We start from the raw sequence: 13786 nt of genomic DNA, 5'->3' as shown, positions 1-13786 counted from the left end.
GTGGAATATCAGCATGACCGTCGCCGAAGAACTGCCGGGCGAGACCGACACCGGGCTGCTGCGCGAGACGCTGGCCGAGGTCCGGCGCGTCATCGTGGGCCAGGAGCACATGGTGGAGCGATTGCTCGTCGCCCTGCTCGCCCGGGGTCACTGCCTGCTGGAGGGCGTGCCCGGAGTCGCCAAGACCCTGGCGGCCTCCACCCTGGCCACCGTGGTGGGCGGCACCTTCTCCCGCATCCAGTTCACTCCCGACCTGGTGCCCAGCGACATCGTGGGCACCAGGGTCTACCACCCCTCCCGCGAGGCCTTCGACATCGAGCTCGGGCCGGTGTTCGTCAACTTCCTGCTCGCCGACGAGATCAACCGCGCCCCCGCCAAGGTGCAGTCGGCGCTGCTGGAGGTCATGGCCGAGCGTCAGGTGACCCTGGCCGGGCAGACCCACCCGCTGCCGAAGCCGTTCGTCGTGCTGGCCACCCAGAACCCCATCGAGTCCGAGGGCGTCTACCCCCTGCCGGAGGTGCAGCGTGACCGGTTCCTGTTCCGGGTCCGCGTCACCCACCCCAGCGCCCACGAGGAACTGGAGATCCTGCACCGGATGAGCGTCGCCCCGCCCACCCCCAGACCCGTCCTCGACCCGCCCCGGCTGGCCGCCCTGCAGAATCTCGCCGACCAGGTCTCGGTTCACCAGCTCGTCGCCGACTACGTCGTCCGCCTGGTGATGGCCACCCGCTCCCCGGCCGAGTACGGCATGGTCGAGCTGGAGGACAGCATCGAGGTCGGCGTCAGCCCCCGCGCCACGCTCGGCCTGGTCGCCGCCGGACGCGGCCTGGCCCTGCTGCGGGGCCGCGACTACCTGCTCCCCGACGACATCCGCGACGTGGCCGTGGACGTGATGTCCCACCGGCTCATGCTCACTTTCGACGCCCTCGCCGACGGACTCGACCCCGACGACGTGGTCCGCCGGATCCTCGCCGCCGTACCGCCGCCCCTGGTGGTCTGGAACCAGGGCTCCCGGTGACCGCCGGCCACCGGCCACCGGGCCGCGTCCCCGGCGGGCACACCGCCGCCGAGCAGGCGCTCCGGCGGCTGGAGCTGACCGTCGTGCGGCGGCTGGACGGGCTGCTGCACGGTTCCTACCAGGGACTGCTGCCCGGCCCGGGCAGCGAGGCGGGCGACAGCCGGGTCTATGTCCCTGGCGAGGACGACATCCGCCGGATGGACTGGGCGGTGACCGCCCGCACGTCCGTCCCGCACGTCCGGGATCTGGTCGCCGACCGGGAGCTGGAGACCTGGGTGCTGGCCGACCTGTCGCCCAGCATGGACTTCGGCACCGCCGGCGTGGAGAAGCGGGACCTGGTGGTGGCCGCCGTCGCCGCGATCGGCTTCCTGGCCGGGCGGACCGGCAACCGGTTCGGCGCCTACGTCCTGCACGACGAGTACATCCACCGGATGCCCGCCCGTGGCGGCCGCACCGCCCTGTACGGCCTGCTGCACTCGCTGATGGAGGCGCCGCGCGGTCGCGCCGTGGCCGACGCCCCCGACCTGGCCGAGGCGATCGAGGTGCTGGCGGCGGCGCGGCGGCGGCGCGGCCTGCGCGTGGTCGTCTCCGACTTCCTGAGCGCGGAGCCCAGTCTGGACCCCGGCCTGGAGTTGCCCTGGGAGCGGCCGATGCGCCGCCTGGCCGCCCGCCACCAGGTGCTGGCGGTGGAGGTGATCGACCCGCGCGAGCTGGAGCTGCCGCCGGTGGGCCTGATCAGCCTGACCGACCCCGAGTCGGGCCGGAGCCACCAGGTCCGGCTCACCGCGAAGGTCCGCGCGGCCTACGCCGAGGCGGCGGCCGTACAGCGGGAGATCACCCGGGCGGCGCTGCGCCACTGCGGCGTCGCCCACCTGGTCCTGCGCACCGACCGCGACTGGGTCGCCGACATCGCGCAGTTCGTGCTGAAGCAGCGGCGCACGGCCCACCTGACGCACCGGCACCCGACGGCAGGAGTGATCCGGTGACCTTCCTCTCCCCCTCCTGGCTCTGGCTGTTCGCCGCGCTCGCGGCCGTCGCCGGCGGGTACGTGGCCACCCAGTTCGCCCGGCGCCGCTACGCGGTGCGCTTCACCAACCTGCCGTTGCTGAACCTGGTGGCCCCGTCCGGCCCCGGCTGGCGCCGGCACGTCGCCCCCGCGCTGTTCTTCCTGATGATGAGCCTGATGATCGTCGCCACCGCCCGGCCCGCCGACTCGGTGCGGGTCCCCCGCGACCGGGCGACCATCATCATCGCGCTGGACGTCTCGCTGTCGATGGAGGCCGCCGACGTCGCGCCCACCCGGCTCGCCGCAGCCAAGGAGGCCGCCCAGAAGTTCGTCACGGACCTGCCGGAGCGCTTCAACGTCGGCCTGGTCGCCTTCGCGCGCTCGGCCGGGGTCGTCGTCTCCCCGACCACCGATCACCAGGCCGTGGCCACCTCGCTGGCCAACCTCAGCACCCGGGCGGGCACCGCCATCGGGGAGGCGGTCTTCAGCTCCATCGACTCCATCCGCTCCTTCGACCAGCAGGCGGTCACCGACCCGCCGCCCGCCGCGATCGTCCTGCTGTCCGACGGCGACAACACCTCCGGCCGCTCGGTGGCCGAGGCGATCGAGTCGGCGCTGAACGCCCGCGTACCGGTCTCCACCATCGCCTACGGCACCCAGGACGGCACCGTCTCCATCGACGGCCGCGAGGTGAACGTCCCGGTGAACAAGGCCACCCTGCAGACCCTCTCCCAGGGCACCGGGGGCCGGGCCTACGAGGCGGAGTCGGGCAGCGAGCTGCGAGAGGTCTACGAGCAGATCGGCTCCTCGCTGGGGTACCGGACGGTCAGCCAGGAGATCGGCCAGTGGTTCGTCGTGGCGGCGGTCCTGACCGGCCTGCTGGTCGCCGCCGCGGCGATGCTGCTGGGGACGCGTCTCCCCTGAGCGGACGGCCGGGGGCGAGCGCGGTCTCGCCACGGGAACGGCCGCCGGTACCCGGGCGTCCGCAGCGTCGTACCGCAGGCGCGACAGCGAGCGGTTTTCCGGAGGACGCCCCGGCGAGCCAACCGAGAAGCGCCCGCAGCGAAGCGAGGACGCGACGAGGACGGCCGCCGGTACCCGGGCGTCCGCAGCGTCGCGCCGCAGGCGCGACAATAAGCAGGTGGCACATTACTTCGAGGAGCGCCCTGAGACCGCCAGCCGTCCCGGCTCGGTCACGCTGGTCCTCCCCGACCTGCACCTGAAGCTGGAGACCGACAGCGGGGTGTTCTCCCCGGAGCGGGTCGACCAGGGCACCCGGATCCTGCTGGAGAGCGTCCCCCCTCCCCCGCCGGAGGGGAACCTGCTGGATCTGGGCTGCGGCTACGGGCCGATCGCCCTGACCATGGCCTCCCGGGCTCCCGGCGCGACCGTCTGGGCGGTGGACGTCAACCGCCGCTCCCTGGAGCTGTGCGCCAGGAACGCCCAAGCCGCCGGCCTTGACAAAGTAAGGTCAGCGCATGTCGACGAGGTCCCGTCCGAGGTCAGGTTCAGCGCCATCTGGTCCAATCCGGCCATCCGCATCGGCAAGGCCGCCCTACACGAGATGCTGGCCCGCTGGTTGTCACGCCTGACCCCCGACGGCACAGCCCACCTCGTGGTCCAGAAGCACCTGGGATCCGACTCCCTGCACCGCTGGCTGAACGAGCGGGGATGGCCCACCACCCGTACCGCCTCCCGCTCGTCCTACCGGATCCTCCAGGTGCGGGCGCGGGAGACGGACCCGGTGCCGTGAGCGCGGCGGGCCCCGCACCCCGCCGGACGACGAGGACGCACAAGGACGATCAAGGAACGGTGAAGCAACGATGACCGCCAACCCGCGCAGGCAGCTGCGGCCGACCGACGTCAAGCGGCTCAACCGCACCTGGCGCAGGAACACCGAGGGCCGGCTCGCGTTGATCGTCGAGTCGGTGACCGGGCCGTTCAACATCGGCTCGATCTTCCGTACGGCCGCCGCCTTCGGCGTGGAGCGCATCTGGCTGGCCGGCAACGCCACTCCCCCGACCAACCCCAAGGCGCAGAAGACCGCGCTGGGCACCGACCGGCTGGTCGCCTGGGAGGAGCCGGTCCCCGTCACCGAGGCCGTGCACGCGGCCAAGGCCGACGGCTTCCGGGTGGTCGCGGTGGAGCTGACCGGCGACGCCGTACCGCTGCACGAGGCGAAGCTGGCCGGCGACGTGTGCCTGGTGGTGGGCAGCGAGGACCACGGCTGCTCCCCCGCCCTGCTGGAGGCCGCCGACGCCGTCTGTTACATTCCGCAGGTCGGACGAGTCGGATCTTTCAACGTCGCGGTGGCGACCGCCATCGCCGTGGCCGAGGCCCGCCGGCAGGAGTGGGCGGGCCTGGAGCCGGCCGCCTCCCTGGAAGAGCGATAGCCGACGGCAGAAGAGGGGGCGCCCGTGTCCTTCGCCCACGTGGACGCCAGCGCCGATCCGGCGGCTCTCGCCGCCTACCTGGACCGTCACGCGTGCGGGCCGATGGCCGGGGTCAAGGCCCGGCTGCTGGCCATGCTGGAGGTGCGCCCCGGCGAGCGGGTGCTGGACGTGGGCTGCGGGACCGGCCACGATCTGGAGCTGCTGGCCCGGGCCGGTGCCGTCCCGGTGGGGGTCGACGCCAGCGCCGAGATGGCCGTGCGCAGCCGAGCCCGCTGCGCGGCGGTCGTCCAGGCCGACGCGTCGCGGCTGCCGTTCCCGGCCGGCAGCTTCGACGGCTGCCGGATCGAGCGCGTGCTGCTGCACGTCGCCGACCCGGCGGGCGTGGCCGCCGAGGTTCACCGGGTGTTGCGGTCCGGTGGGCGGCTGGTCGTGTTCGAGCCCGTCTGGGCCTCGCTGAGCATCGACTCCGCCGAACCGGCTGTCAGCCGGGCCGTGGTCCGGGCCGTCGCCGAGGGCATCAGCCAGCCGCTGATCGGCCATCAGGCGGCATCGCTGCTGGCCGGGGCCGGCTTCACCGAGGTCACCAGGGTCGACGAGCCCGGTGAGTTCGCCACCTGGGCCGAGCTGCGCCGGACCATCGACCTCGACAAGGCCGTCGGCCGGGCGTTGTCACGCGCGAAGCTCTCCGCGGAAGCCGCCGCCCGATGGCGGGCGGAGATGCACTCCCGCTCGGCGGACGGCTCCTTCCACGCCACCCTCACCCGCACGTTCCTCACCGCGCGCGCCTGAGTACGGGCGCGCGCGGCCTCCCGGGTGGCGCGTCAGTCCCTGACGCTGGGAGAGCGGCGGAAGAGCCTGCTCGCGAACATGACCACCACGGCGATCAGCCCGAGGATCAGCGCCCACTTGAACAGCCCGACGAGGAAGCTCAGCACCCAGCCGAGCACGATGAAGGCGATCACCACGGCCGCCACGATCAGCAGAATTCGTCCCATGGCTCCACGGTATGCGCCCGCGGGGCGCTGCGGCGGGCGTGCGGGCCGAAGTCAGGGACAAGCCAGGGTCGCCCCTCAGGGTCGGGCCGCCGGTGACGATCCCGACCGCGGGGCCGCTCCGCCGCCCCCTGGACATCTCTAGATCACTCTGGTCGCGAGCCCGGCGAAGGCGTGGATCCTCGCGTTCTCGGCTGCGGTGCGCCAGGTCAGCACGGCGCGGGCCGCAGGCATGTCGACGATGGGCAACCAGGTCACCCCCGGGTACCGGCGGAAGCGGGTGGTGCCGCTGTCGGTGGGAAGCACGATCCGGCCCCGGGCGATGAGGTGGAGGGCCTCGCGGTAGGTGCCGTTCACCGTGATCCGGGTGATGGGCCGGCCGCTCGGCGTGCGGGTGGGCCAGTAGGAGTCGTGGAGCGCCGAGGGGATGCCGGGGGGCATGGCGGGCAGGTGGTAGTCGGCCAGATCCTCCAGCCGCACCCGTCCAGCGGCGGTCAGAGGGTGGTCGTCGGCCACGGCGAGCAGCCGCTCGTAGGTTCCGAGGGCGGGGCCGACGGTGAGACCGGGCTCGTCGACGGGGAGCAGGGTGGCCTGGATGTCCACCTCGCCGCTCCACGCCCTGGTCAGCTCCGTCATCGTGATCTGCCGCAGGGTGACGGCGCAGCCGGGGTGAGCGCGGCGGAAGGCGTCGGCGATGTCGGTGAGCGGAGCGCCGCCGAGGCTGGGAAGGTACCCGACGCGCAGTTCGCCGCTCATGGTCCGGGAGGTTTCCCGTGCCCTGGCCAACGCGTCGTGCAGGCCTTCGTAGGCGGGTGCGGCGTTCTCGCGCAACTGCTCGCCCAGCGCGGTGAGCGCGACCCGCCGGCTGGTGCGTTCGAAGAGCGGTCCCCCCGCTCGCCGTTCCAGGGATCTGATGAGCTGGCTGACTCGTGACTGCGACACGTGCAACCGCGTCGCGGTGCGTCCGAAGTGCAGCTCTTCGGCCAGGGTGAGGAACGCCTCGATCTCGCCCAGCTCCATGACGTCTCCGATCGATGAGTCACAGTGCACGATAGCCGTCGTTTCCGGCGTTGATCACCGGGAGCGGGGTGGTGCACGGTGAATCCGTGATAGTTGACGTCTGGGCACAGCCCACACTCGGAGGGCGCCCCGGCCGGCTGCCCATGCCTGAGATCACCCGGCTGTTCGAGAGGTCGGGGAGCGCCGAGCTGATCGACAAGCCCGTCGGCCCCGACGAGCTCGTCGAGCTGATGGACCAGGCGGCGGTGGATGTGCTGCTGTTGTCGGCCTGGCACCGACCGGGCGGATGGGTGATCAGCAACGACGACGTGGCGGACTTCGTCCGGGCCCATCCTGACCGGTTCGCCGGAGTGGCCTCGGTGGATCTGGCCGATCCGGTCGGGGCCGTCCGGGAGTTGCGCCGCGCGGTGGAGGAGCTCGGTTTCGTCGGGCTGCGGGTGGTTCCCTGGTTGTGGGAGCTGCCGCCCGACCACCGGCTCTACTATCCGCTCTACACCACCTGCGTCGAGCTCGGCGTTCCGTTCTGCACGCAGGTCGGCCACACCGGTCCCCTGAAGCCTTCCGAGACCGGGCGGCCCGTGCCCTACCTGGACAGGGTGGCGCTGGACCTCCCCGAGCTGGTGATCGTCGGCGGCCACATCGGGCATCCGTGGACGGACGAGATGATCGGCGTCGCGTGGAAGCACCACAACGTCTACATCGACACCTCCGCCTACCTGCCTCGCTACTACCCGCCGCAGTTGGTGCACTTCATGAACACCTACGGTCGCGGAAAGGTCATGTTCGGTACCAACTGGCCGCAGCTTCCGCACGACCGTGCTCTCGCGCAGATCGAGCGGCTCGCTTTGACGGACGAGGCCCGGGCCGACTTCCTGGGGGGAGCCGCCCGGCGCGTCTTCCGGCTGCCCGCCGGGCGGGCTATGTGATCCCCCGCCGTCGGCCGTCTCCGCGTTCCGGGCCCCGGCCCGCGTCGCGCAGGACGCGGGCCACGGCCAGCGCTCCGGCGGCCCCCAGGACGACCGCCGCCGCGGCCGGGACGGCGGCGCCCGCCGTCCCGGTGAGCCCGGTGAGGAGCAGGCACACGGCGGCCGAGGCCGCGCTCACCACCCCGGTCCTGGCCAGCCAACCGGCCAGGATTTCCGCCGGGATGCGGGACGAGGGCGGCACCTGCGCCGCGATGGCGGCCATGCCGTGGTGCAGGTAGAGCAGCAGGCCGATGAGCAGGCCCATGACCGGCGACGGGGCGTAGCCGTACCCGACGGTGGTGAGCAGCCAGGCCGCCACCGTGGTCACCTGCGCCGCCAGCACCCAGCCGCCGTCCGGTTCGGCGGCCGTCAGCAGGCCGAGCAGCGCGGCCAGCAGCGGCATCACCGGCCCGGCGCGGTAGTCCGGCGGCATCGCGACGAGCAGGGCGGCCGTCCCCGCGGCCCAGACCAGCGACCGCCAGGCCAGCGAATGAAGCGGCGGGAGCGTCTTCGTCACCGCCGCCTCCCGGGCCGGGGAGCGATCGCGCCGCCGCGCTCCGGGCCGGGGAGGCTCATCGGAGTACCGCAGCGACCCGGGCCGCGTCGCGCAGGACCGCGTCCAGGCTCCCCGAGCCCCGCCAGGCCTCGACGGGCACACCGGCCTCGCGCAGGCGGCCGACGGTGTTCTCGCGCTCCAGCCGCCAGATGCGCCCGGCCAGCTCCGACCACTCGCCGCCGGAGTCCTGCGGCAGGCCGTCGGGCAGGGTGTCGACCGCGACGAGGGGGCGCCGGGCCCGCGCGAGGACGGCCAGGGCGGTGGCGCTGCGCGCGTCCAGCAGCGGGGTGAGCATGACGACCAGCGCGCTCGAGGAGAGCGTCCCGGCGGCCAGCAGCCGGTCGCCGAGCAGGTCCTGACCGCCGGGCATCGGCCTGACCTCGGCCAGCCAGGCGAGCTGGGCCAGGTGGTGGCGGCGGCCGGTGCCGGCCCTCAGCCGGCGCAGCCGGGGACCGAGCTCGGCCAGCGCGACCCGGTCACCCTGGCGCGTGTAGTGCTCGGCGATCGACGCGGCCGCCCGGACCGTGACGTCCAGCACGCTGGGCGTGCCCTCCCCGCCGGCGTCCCGGAGCACGTCGAGGAGGATCACGATCTCGGCGTCGCGGTCGGGCTGGGTGGCGTTCACGTACGGCTCGCGGGCACGCAGGGTGGTCCTCCAGTCGATGCGGCGCAGCCGGTCACCCGGCTGGTAGGGCCGGACCCCGGCCAGCTCGCCCCCGTCGCCCGCCCGGCGGGAGCGGTGGATCCCGGACATCCCGGCGGCCCGGGGCACGGAGCTCCGGGAGGAGTACGGCTCCGCGTCGGGAAGGGCCCGCACGTTCTTCGGCGGCAGCACCCGCTCACGGCATTCCAGCAGCCCGTCGCAGGCGAACGACCGGACCCGGACGGGCCCGAACGCGTGCACGCCCCAGCGCCGCGCCGTACCGGCCAGCGGCACGGTGGCGGGGACCCGGACCACCCGGGGCCGGGAATCGTGGCCGAGCCCGGCGGAAGCGGCCGGGACGACCACGCAGGCCGTCTCCGGGTCGCCGTCCACGCTGACCGAGGCGGTGACCGTGCCGCCCTCGGTGACGGCCTCGTCGTCCAGCCGCAGCACGGCCACCGGCTCCCGGCCCGGGCGCGAGCGCAGCGACAGGACCGTGCCCAGCACGAACGGGACCGCGACGGCCAGCAGGTCCACCCGGCCCAGGGCGACCGCCGCCAGGCAGAGGCCGGCCGTCAGGACGGCCGCCCGGCGGAACGCCGCGGTCGTGAACCAGGTCACGAAGGGCTCCCGGTGTAGGTGGGCAGGTCGCCGGAGGCGGGCACGGGCGTGCGGGCGCAGATCTCCTCGACGATCGCCACCGGGTCGACGCGGCGCAGCCACATCTCCGGGCGGAGGCTGAGCCGGTGGGCCAGGGCCGCCGGGGCGACCCGCTTGACGTCCTCGGGGACGACGTAGTCGCGGCCGTCGAGGGCCGCGCGGGCCCGGGCGGCCAGCAGCAGGGCGAGCGAACCGCGCGGGGATGCGCCGACCTGCACCTGGGGGTGGTCTCGGGTGGCGGAGGCCAGGTCGACGATGTAGCGGCCGACCGAGTCCTCGACGGCCACGTCCTCCAGCGCGTGCTGCATGGCGGTCAGGGCCGCGGCGTCGACCACGGGTTCCAGCACGGCCTCCTCGGTCCGGCGGGTCATCCGGCGGCGGAGCATCGCCTGCTCCTCCTCGGCCGAGGGGTAGCCGAAGGAGACGCGGAGCAGGAACCGGTCGAGCTGCGCCTCCGGCAGCGGATAGGTGCCCTCGTACTCGATCGGGTTGGCCGTGGCCAGCACGTGGAAGGGGGCCGTCAGCCGGTGGGTGACGCCCTCGACGCTGACCTGGCGTTCCTGCATGGCCTCCAGCAGCGCCGCCTGGGTCTTCGGCGGGGTGCGGTTGATCTCGTCGGCGAGCAGCAGGTCGGTGAAGACCGGCCCCGGGCGGAAGACGAAGTCACCGTCGCGCTGGTTGTACAGGAACGAGCCCGTGACGTCGGCGGGGAGCAGGTCGGGGGTGAACTGCAGCCTGGCGAAGTCCAGGCCCAGGGTCTGCGCGAAGCAGCGGGCGGTGAGGGTCTTGGCGAGGCCGGGGAAGTCCTCCAGCAGGACGTGCCCGCCCGCCAGGATCCCGGCCAGCACCAGCTCCAGCGCGTCGCGTTTGCCGACCACGACGGTGTTGACCCGGTCGAGCACCTCGCGCGCGTGCCTGCCGACCTCGGCGAGCTCCATGGCTATATCTCCTCGATGCGCGCGACCAGGCGGGCCAGCTCGGCGCGGGTCGGGACCTCCGCCCCGGGGGCGGTGATCAGCTGGTGGAGGTCGTCTCCGAGGATCTCCCTCGCGCGGGCCGGATCGCTCACCCCGTGCCGCAGGCGCAGCCGTTCGGCCGCCAGGTCGGCGAGCCGGTCGCGGACCAGGGAGGAGTACTTGCCCGGGTCGTCCCACGCGGAGGCGAGCCGCCGTTCCCACCAGCGGATCTCGGTGAACGCCTGCTCGGGCGACCAGGGCGGCTCCGGCTCGGAGGCGGGTGTCCGCGGCGCGCCGGCCGGGATCCGCCGCAGCAGGAGGAAGGCCGCGATCCCGGCGGCCGCCAGCACGGCGGCGTGCCACAGCAGCCCGATCACGGCCCCGTATCCGTCCCCGTGGTGTGCCGCCGTGGCCCGGTTGCCCCGTCGGCGCCCGTGGAGTGCCGCGACGGCCCCGACGACAGCTCCGCGTCCACCTCGGCCAGCGCCCGCCGGGCCGCCTCCCGCAAGGGTCCGTCCACCTCGCGCGGGCTGTAGCGGGCCCGGCGGTAGGCGGAGGCGAGCCGGTCCAGCGCGTCCCGCCCGACCCGCTGCGCGGCCAGCAGCCGGGCGACCAGGTCGGCGGGGGTGTCGGCGGCCGCGCGCGCGGCCCCGGCCTCGGCGGCGGCGCGTTCCAGCCGGAGCCAGCAGGCGATCACGGCGCGGCGCGGATCGTCCCCGGCGTCGAGGTCCGCCAGCCCCGCCCTGATGGCCTCGTGTGCCTCCCCCGCCGGCCCCGCCGCCTCCGGCTCACCCGCGGACGGCGGTACGGCCGTCCGCGCCGCAGCGCCGTCCCGGGCACGGAGGATCGTCCTGACCAGCATGACGATCACCGGCGCGGCGATCACGGCCCCGGCGACGATCACGGTCCAGAAGGAGAACCGCCCGAACGCGTCGTCGCGGGGCAGGGACGGAGCGGTCGTGGAGTCGCCGGCCTCGGGTGGGGCGGGGCGCCCAAGGCCGGGATCGAAGCCGAGCGCGTCGCCCAGGCCGAACCCGCCGCCGTGGTCGACCCCGCTCGCGGCGAGCCCGACGGCGAGCAGCCCGCCGACGGCCAGCGCGAGCGGACTCCAGCTGCGCCGACGCTCCATCGTCCAACCTCCAAGACGGCGCATACAGCGGCTCACTACATCAGCGTGCCGACGCGGTCGTCAAGCCGCCGGGCAGCGCCGTGGCCGGCGGTGCGGGGCCGGGCGGCACCGCGTACGCCCACGGTGCCGCCCGGGCCTCCACCCCGCCGTCAGCCGAGGGCTGAGCGCCCGCCGACCAGCGGGAGCGTGACCGAGCTATCGCCCGGCTCGACCGAGACGTTCGTCCCCGCGGGCAGGCGGAGGGTGAAGTCGTAGTCGGTGGAGATGAGCACGACGCCGATGCGGTGCCCCGCCTTGACGACGTAGTCGCCGGGCTGGAGGTCGAAGTCGAAGTCGTAGAACCGGCCCTCACGCAGCAACTGGGTGCGGGAGTCGGAGTGGCGGTTGCGGACGTCCAGCCAGCCCCTGGTGATGATCTTGAAGGGGGCGGTGACCGTGACGTGCTCGGCCAGGCGGGCGCAGCCGGTGTCTCCGGGGACGCCCTGCCCGTAGCAGACCGGGGTGGCGCCGTAGGCGACCCGGCCGTAGGCGCGGGCGTCGGTGCCGTAGTCGACCAGCAGCGCCGTGAGGTACGGCGAGCGGCCGTTCCCGAAGGCCGCCTTGACCGAGACCTTCGGGGTTCCGGAGAGGCGGACGTCCCTGCTCAGCGGCTCCGTCAGGTAGGCCAGGCGGTTCGGGTCGGTGGCGGCGGCGTTCTCGGCGAGCTGCTCGGCGGTGCGCGTGTTCTGGTCGGTGAAGGACTCCACGCCGTGGCCGTGGCGGCGGTGCGGGCTCAGGGTGCCGTTCTGCCCGGCGGAGCCGGCGGCCAGGCGGAGCCGCACGTCCCGGGTGCCGGGCAGCGGCCAGGTCGCGTGCTGGGCCCACTGGCCGGGACCGTGCTCCACGTCGGCCTGCGGCTCGTCGAGGATGCCGTTGCGCAGGCCGTACAGGTGGAAGTCGAACCAGCGGTGCAGCTGGCGCAGCCACTCGGCGTTGCGCTGGGCGAAGGAGAACGGGTTGAAGTGTGCGCCCTGGTGCAGCCAGATCTTGCGCGGCACCCCCCGCTTGGCCAGCGCGTCCCACCACTGCACGGCCTGCTTGGTCTTGACGTTCCAGTCGTTGAGGCCGTGCACCAGGAAGACGCTGGCCCGGACCTTGCGCACGTCGGGCAGGTAGTTGCGCTCGTGCCAGAAGCGCGAGTAGTCGCCGGTGACGCGGTCCTGGTCCCGCTCGATCTCCTCCATCAGCGCCCCGCAGACCTCCTGGCCGTTCTCCCTGGTCAGGACGTAGCGGGCGAGCACGTCGGCGTCCTCTCCCTGGTAGCCGCCGGGGGCGACGACGCCGCCGTTCGCACGGTAGTAGTCGTACCAGGAGGAGATGGCCGCGATCGGCACGATGGTCTTCAGGCCCTCGACCCCGGTCGCGGCGACGGCGTTGGGCAGGGTGCCGTTGTAGGAGACGCCGATCATGCCGACGTTCCCGGTGGACCAGCCGGCCGTGACCTCGTTGCCGGCCGCGTCGAAGCCCTTCGCCCGCCCGTTGAGCCAGTCGATCGCGGCCTTGGGCCCGGCGGTCTCGTTGGGCAGACCGGTCGTCGGGCAGCCGGTGGCCCGGCCGGAGCCGACGTTCTCCACCAGTGCGATCGCGTAACCGCGCGGCAGGAAGTAGTTGTCGTAGTAGCCCGGGAAGGGGCCGGCTGCGGCGGAGCGGGCGGCGGCCGGGTCCTCGGCCTGGCCGAACATCTCCTCACGCAGGTCGTTGAACTTGTTGCGGCGGTACTCCATGCCGGCCGGGTCGGAGCCGTCGAGGTCGACGACGTGGTTGGCCACGTCGTTGCCGCCCGCGTAGTAGGGGCTGGCCTCCATGATGACCGGGACCTTCAGTCCCTCGGCGGTCTCCTTGGGCCGCATGATGTCGACGGCGACCCGGTCGGGGCGGCCGTCGGCGTCGCTGTCGGTCCCGGCGACCTCGACGAAGACGGTCTCGGTCAGCGCGTCGGCCCGGGAGTAGACGGGCTGGGTCTCGCCGTTCTCGACCGGTGCGGATGACGCGGCCGGCGTGGACGGCGGGGCGGGCGTGGATGACGCCGACGCGGCGGGCGCGGCCGCCGCGGGCAGGGCGCCCGCGGGTACGGCCACCGCCAGGGCGAGCAGGATGGTCTTCCATCTGGTCATGAGGGTCGCTCCGAAAGCCGATGGAGATCTGACAACTGCCGTCAATCTCCTCGGCTGGATCTTCTCCCGCAAGATCCGGGATGTAACGAATCGAACGTTACTCGGCGTTTCGCAGCGTTCTGAGTGCCCATGAGATCCACGAGCCTCCACAGCGGGACAGGCGAGGCGAAGCTGCGGGGGCAGCCACCGTGCCACCGGCCATTCCAGCCCTACGGACTCGCGTCAGGCCCCGTTTCGGACGTCTCTTACCGGAAAACTGTGTGCTCACAGCCATCTGGGACGTACGTTTTGCTGA

General features: G+C 73.5%; 15 protein-coding genes. 7 read left to right on the top strand and 8 right to left on the bottom strand.

Going from position 1 to position 13786, the window contains the following annotated elements; translation table 11 throughout:
* Positions 1-13 precede the first annotated feature (13 nt).
* From HS041_RS27040 to HS041_RS27015, 6 genes are all read left to right on the top strand, one after another.
* On the top strand, positions 14-1018 hold the full coding sequence (locus HS041_RS27040) for an AAA family ATPase (protein ID WP_196443672.1): 1005 nt from the start codon (positions 14-16) through the stop codon (positions 1016-1018).
* Positions 1015-2004, top strand: coding sequence for a DUF58 domain-containing protein (locus HS041_RS27035; RefSeq protein WP_196443671.1), 990 nt, complete (start codon positions 1015-1017; stop codon positions 2002-2004). Before HS041_RS27040 ends, HS041_RS27035 begins: the two co-directional genes overlap by 4 nt.
* Complete coding sequence (locus tag HS041_RS27030; RefSeq protein ID WP_196443670.1) at positions 2001-2948, top strand: VWA domain-containing protein; 948 nt, start codon at positions 2001-2003, stop codon at positions 2946-2948. Before HS041_RS27035 ends, HS041_RS27030 begins: the two co-directional genes overlap by 4 nt.
* Before the next feature lie 217 nt (positions 2949-3165).
* Positions 3166-3777 (top strand): class I SAM-dependent methyltransferase, encoded by a 612-nt coding sequence (locus tag HS041_RS27025; RefSeq protein ID WP_196443669.1) that lies wholly within the window; start codon positions 3166-3168, stop codon positions 3775-3777.
* Positions 3778-3847: 70 nt separating this feature from the next.
* A complete protein-coding gene (locus tag HS041_RS27020; RefSeq protein WP_196443668.1) occupies positions 3848-4417 on the top strand; it encodes a TrmH family RNA methyltransferase in 570 nt (189 codons plus the stop codon).
* 24 nt (positions 4418-4441) lie between these two features.
* Positions 4442-5206 (top strand): methyltransferase domain-containing protein, encoded by a 765-nt coding sequence (locus HS041_RS27015; RefSeq protein ID WP_196443667.1) that lies wholly within the window; start codon positions 4442-4444, stop codon positions 5204-5206.
* Between the two features lie 32 nt (positions 5207-5238).
* Here HS041_RS27015 and HS041_RS27010 read toward each other — a convergent pair whose 3' ends face one another.
* Positions 5239-5412: a hypothetical protein gene (locus HS041_RS27010; protein WP_196443666.1), complete on the bottom strand. Its 174-nt coding sequence runs from the start codon at positions 5410-5412 to the stop codon at positions 5239-5241.
* A 138-nt stretch (positions 5413-5550) separates the two neighbouring features.
* Positions 5551-6429 (bottom strand): LysR family transcriptional regulator, encoded by an 879-nt coding sequence (locus HS041_RS27005; RefSeq protein ID WP_230879813.1) that lies wholly within the window; start codon positions 6427-6429, stop codon positions 5551-5553.
* A 143-nt stretch (positions 6430-6572) separates the two neighbouring features.
* On the opposite strand from HS041_RS27005, the gene HS041_RS27000 reads away from it, so the two are divergent.
* The gene (locus HS041_RS27000) at positions 6573-7355 is read left to right on the top strand and encodes an amidohydrolase family protein (protein ID WP_196443664.1); all 783 of its coding nucleotides are present in this window, start codon (positions 6573-6575) and stop codon (positions 7353-7355) included.
* Here the strand turns inward: HS041_RS27000 and HS041_RS26995 are convergent.
* From HS041_RS26995 to HS041_RS26970, 6 genes are all read right to left on the bottom strand, one after another.
* A complete protein-coding gene (locus HS041_RS26995; protein ID WP_196443663.1) occupies positions 7348-7911 on the bottom strand; it encodes a hypothetical protein in 564 nt (187 codons plus the stop codon). The two genes, HS041_RS27000 and HS041_RS26995, sit on opposite strands and share 8 nt — an antisense overlap.
* Positions 7912-7966: 55 nt before the next feature.
* Positions 7967-9214, bottom strand: coding sequence for a DUF58 domain-containing protein (locus tag HS041_RS40175; protein WP_196443662.1), 1248 nt, complete (start codon positions 9212-9214; stop codon positions 7967-7969).
* A complete protein-coding gene (locus HS041_RS26985) occupies positions 9211-10191 on the bottom strand; it encodes an AAA family ATPase (RefSeq protein WP_196443661.1) in 981 nt (326 codons plus the stop codon). The genes HS041_RS40175 and HS041_RS26985 overlap by 4 nt, the downstream gene beginning before the upstream one ends.
* A gap of 2 nt (positions 10192-10193) precedes the next feature.
* Positions 10194-10586 carry a hypothetical protein gene (locus HS041_RS26980; RefSeq protein WP_196443660.1) on the bottom strand — a complete coding sequence of 131 codons (393 nt, stop codon included), beginning with the start codon at positions 10584-10586 and terminating at the stop codon, positions 10194-10196.
* Entirely contained in the window at positions 10583-11338 is a 756-nt protein-coding gene (locus tag HS041_RS26975; RefSeq protein ID WP_196443659.1) for a DUF4129 domain-containing protein, read from the bottom strand. The genes HS041_RS26980 and HS041_RS26975 overlap by 4 nt, the downstream gene beginning before the upstream one ends.
* A 149-nt stretch (positions 11339-11487) precedes the next feature.
* Positions 11488-13491, bottom strand: coding sequence for a Xaa-Pro dipeptidyl-peptidase (locus tag HS041_RS26970; RefSeq protein WP_196443658.1), 2004 nt, complete (start codon positions 13489-13491; stop codon positions 11488-11490).
* Positions 13492-13786: the final 295 nt, after the last annotated feature.

This window comes from Planomonospora sp. ID67723 (assembly GCF_015711605.1).
GTDB lineage: Bacteria > Actinomycetota > Actinomycetes > Streptosporangiales > Streptosporangiaceae > Planomonospora_A.
Note: the sequence above shows the minus strand (reverse complement) of the source record. Positions and strands in the feature narration are given on the sequence as shown.

What these genes read in the sequence shown, in the direction of transcription:
- HS041_RS27040 (WP_196443672.1), top strand. Translation starts at nt 14, where the DNA reads ATGACCGTCGCCGAAGAACTGCCGGGCGAGACCGACACCGGGCTGCTG.
- HS041_RS27005 (WP_230879813.1), bottom strand. Translation starts at nt 6,429, where the DNA reads ATGGAGCTGGGCGAGATCGAGGCGTTCCTCACCCTGGCCGAAGAGCTG.
- HS041_RS27010 (WP_196443666.1), bottom strand. Translation starts at nt 5,412, where the DNA reads ATGGGACGAATTCTGCTGATCGTGGCGGCCGTGGTGATCGCCTTCATC.
- HS041_RS26985 (WP_196443661.1), bottom strand. Translation starts at nt 10,191, where the DNA reads ATGGAGCTCGCCGAGGTCGGCAGGCACGCGCGCGAGGTGCTCGACCGG.
- HS041_RS26970 (WP_196443658.1), bottom strand. Translation starts at nt 13,491, where the DNA reads ATGACCAGATGGAAGACCATCCTGCTCGCCCTGGCGGTGGCCGTACCC.
- HS041_RS26975 (WP_196443659.1), bottom strand. Translation starts at nt 11,338, where the DNA reads ATGGAGCGTCGGCGCAGCTGGAGTCCGCTCGCGCTGGCCGTCGGCGGG.
- HS041_RS27020 (WP_196443668.1), top strand. Translation starts at nt 3,848, where the DNA reads ATGACCGCCAACCCGCGCAGGCAGCTGCGGCCGACCGACGTCAAGCGG.
- HS041_RS27000 (WP_196443664.1), top strand. Translation starts at nt 6,573, where the DNA reads ATGCCTGAGATCACCCGGCTGTTCGAGAGGTCGGGGAGCGCCGAGCTG.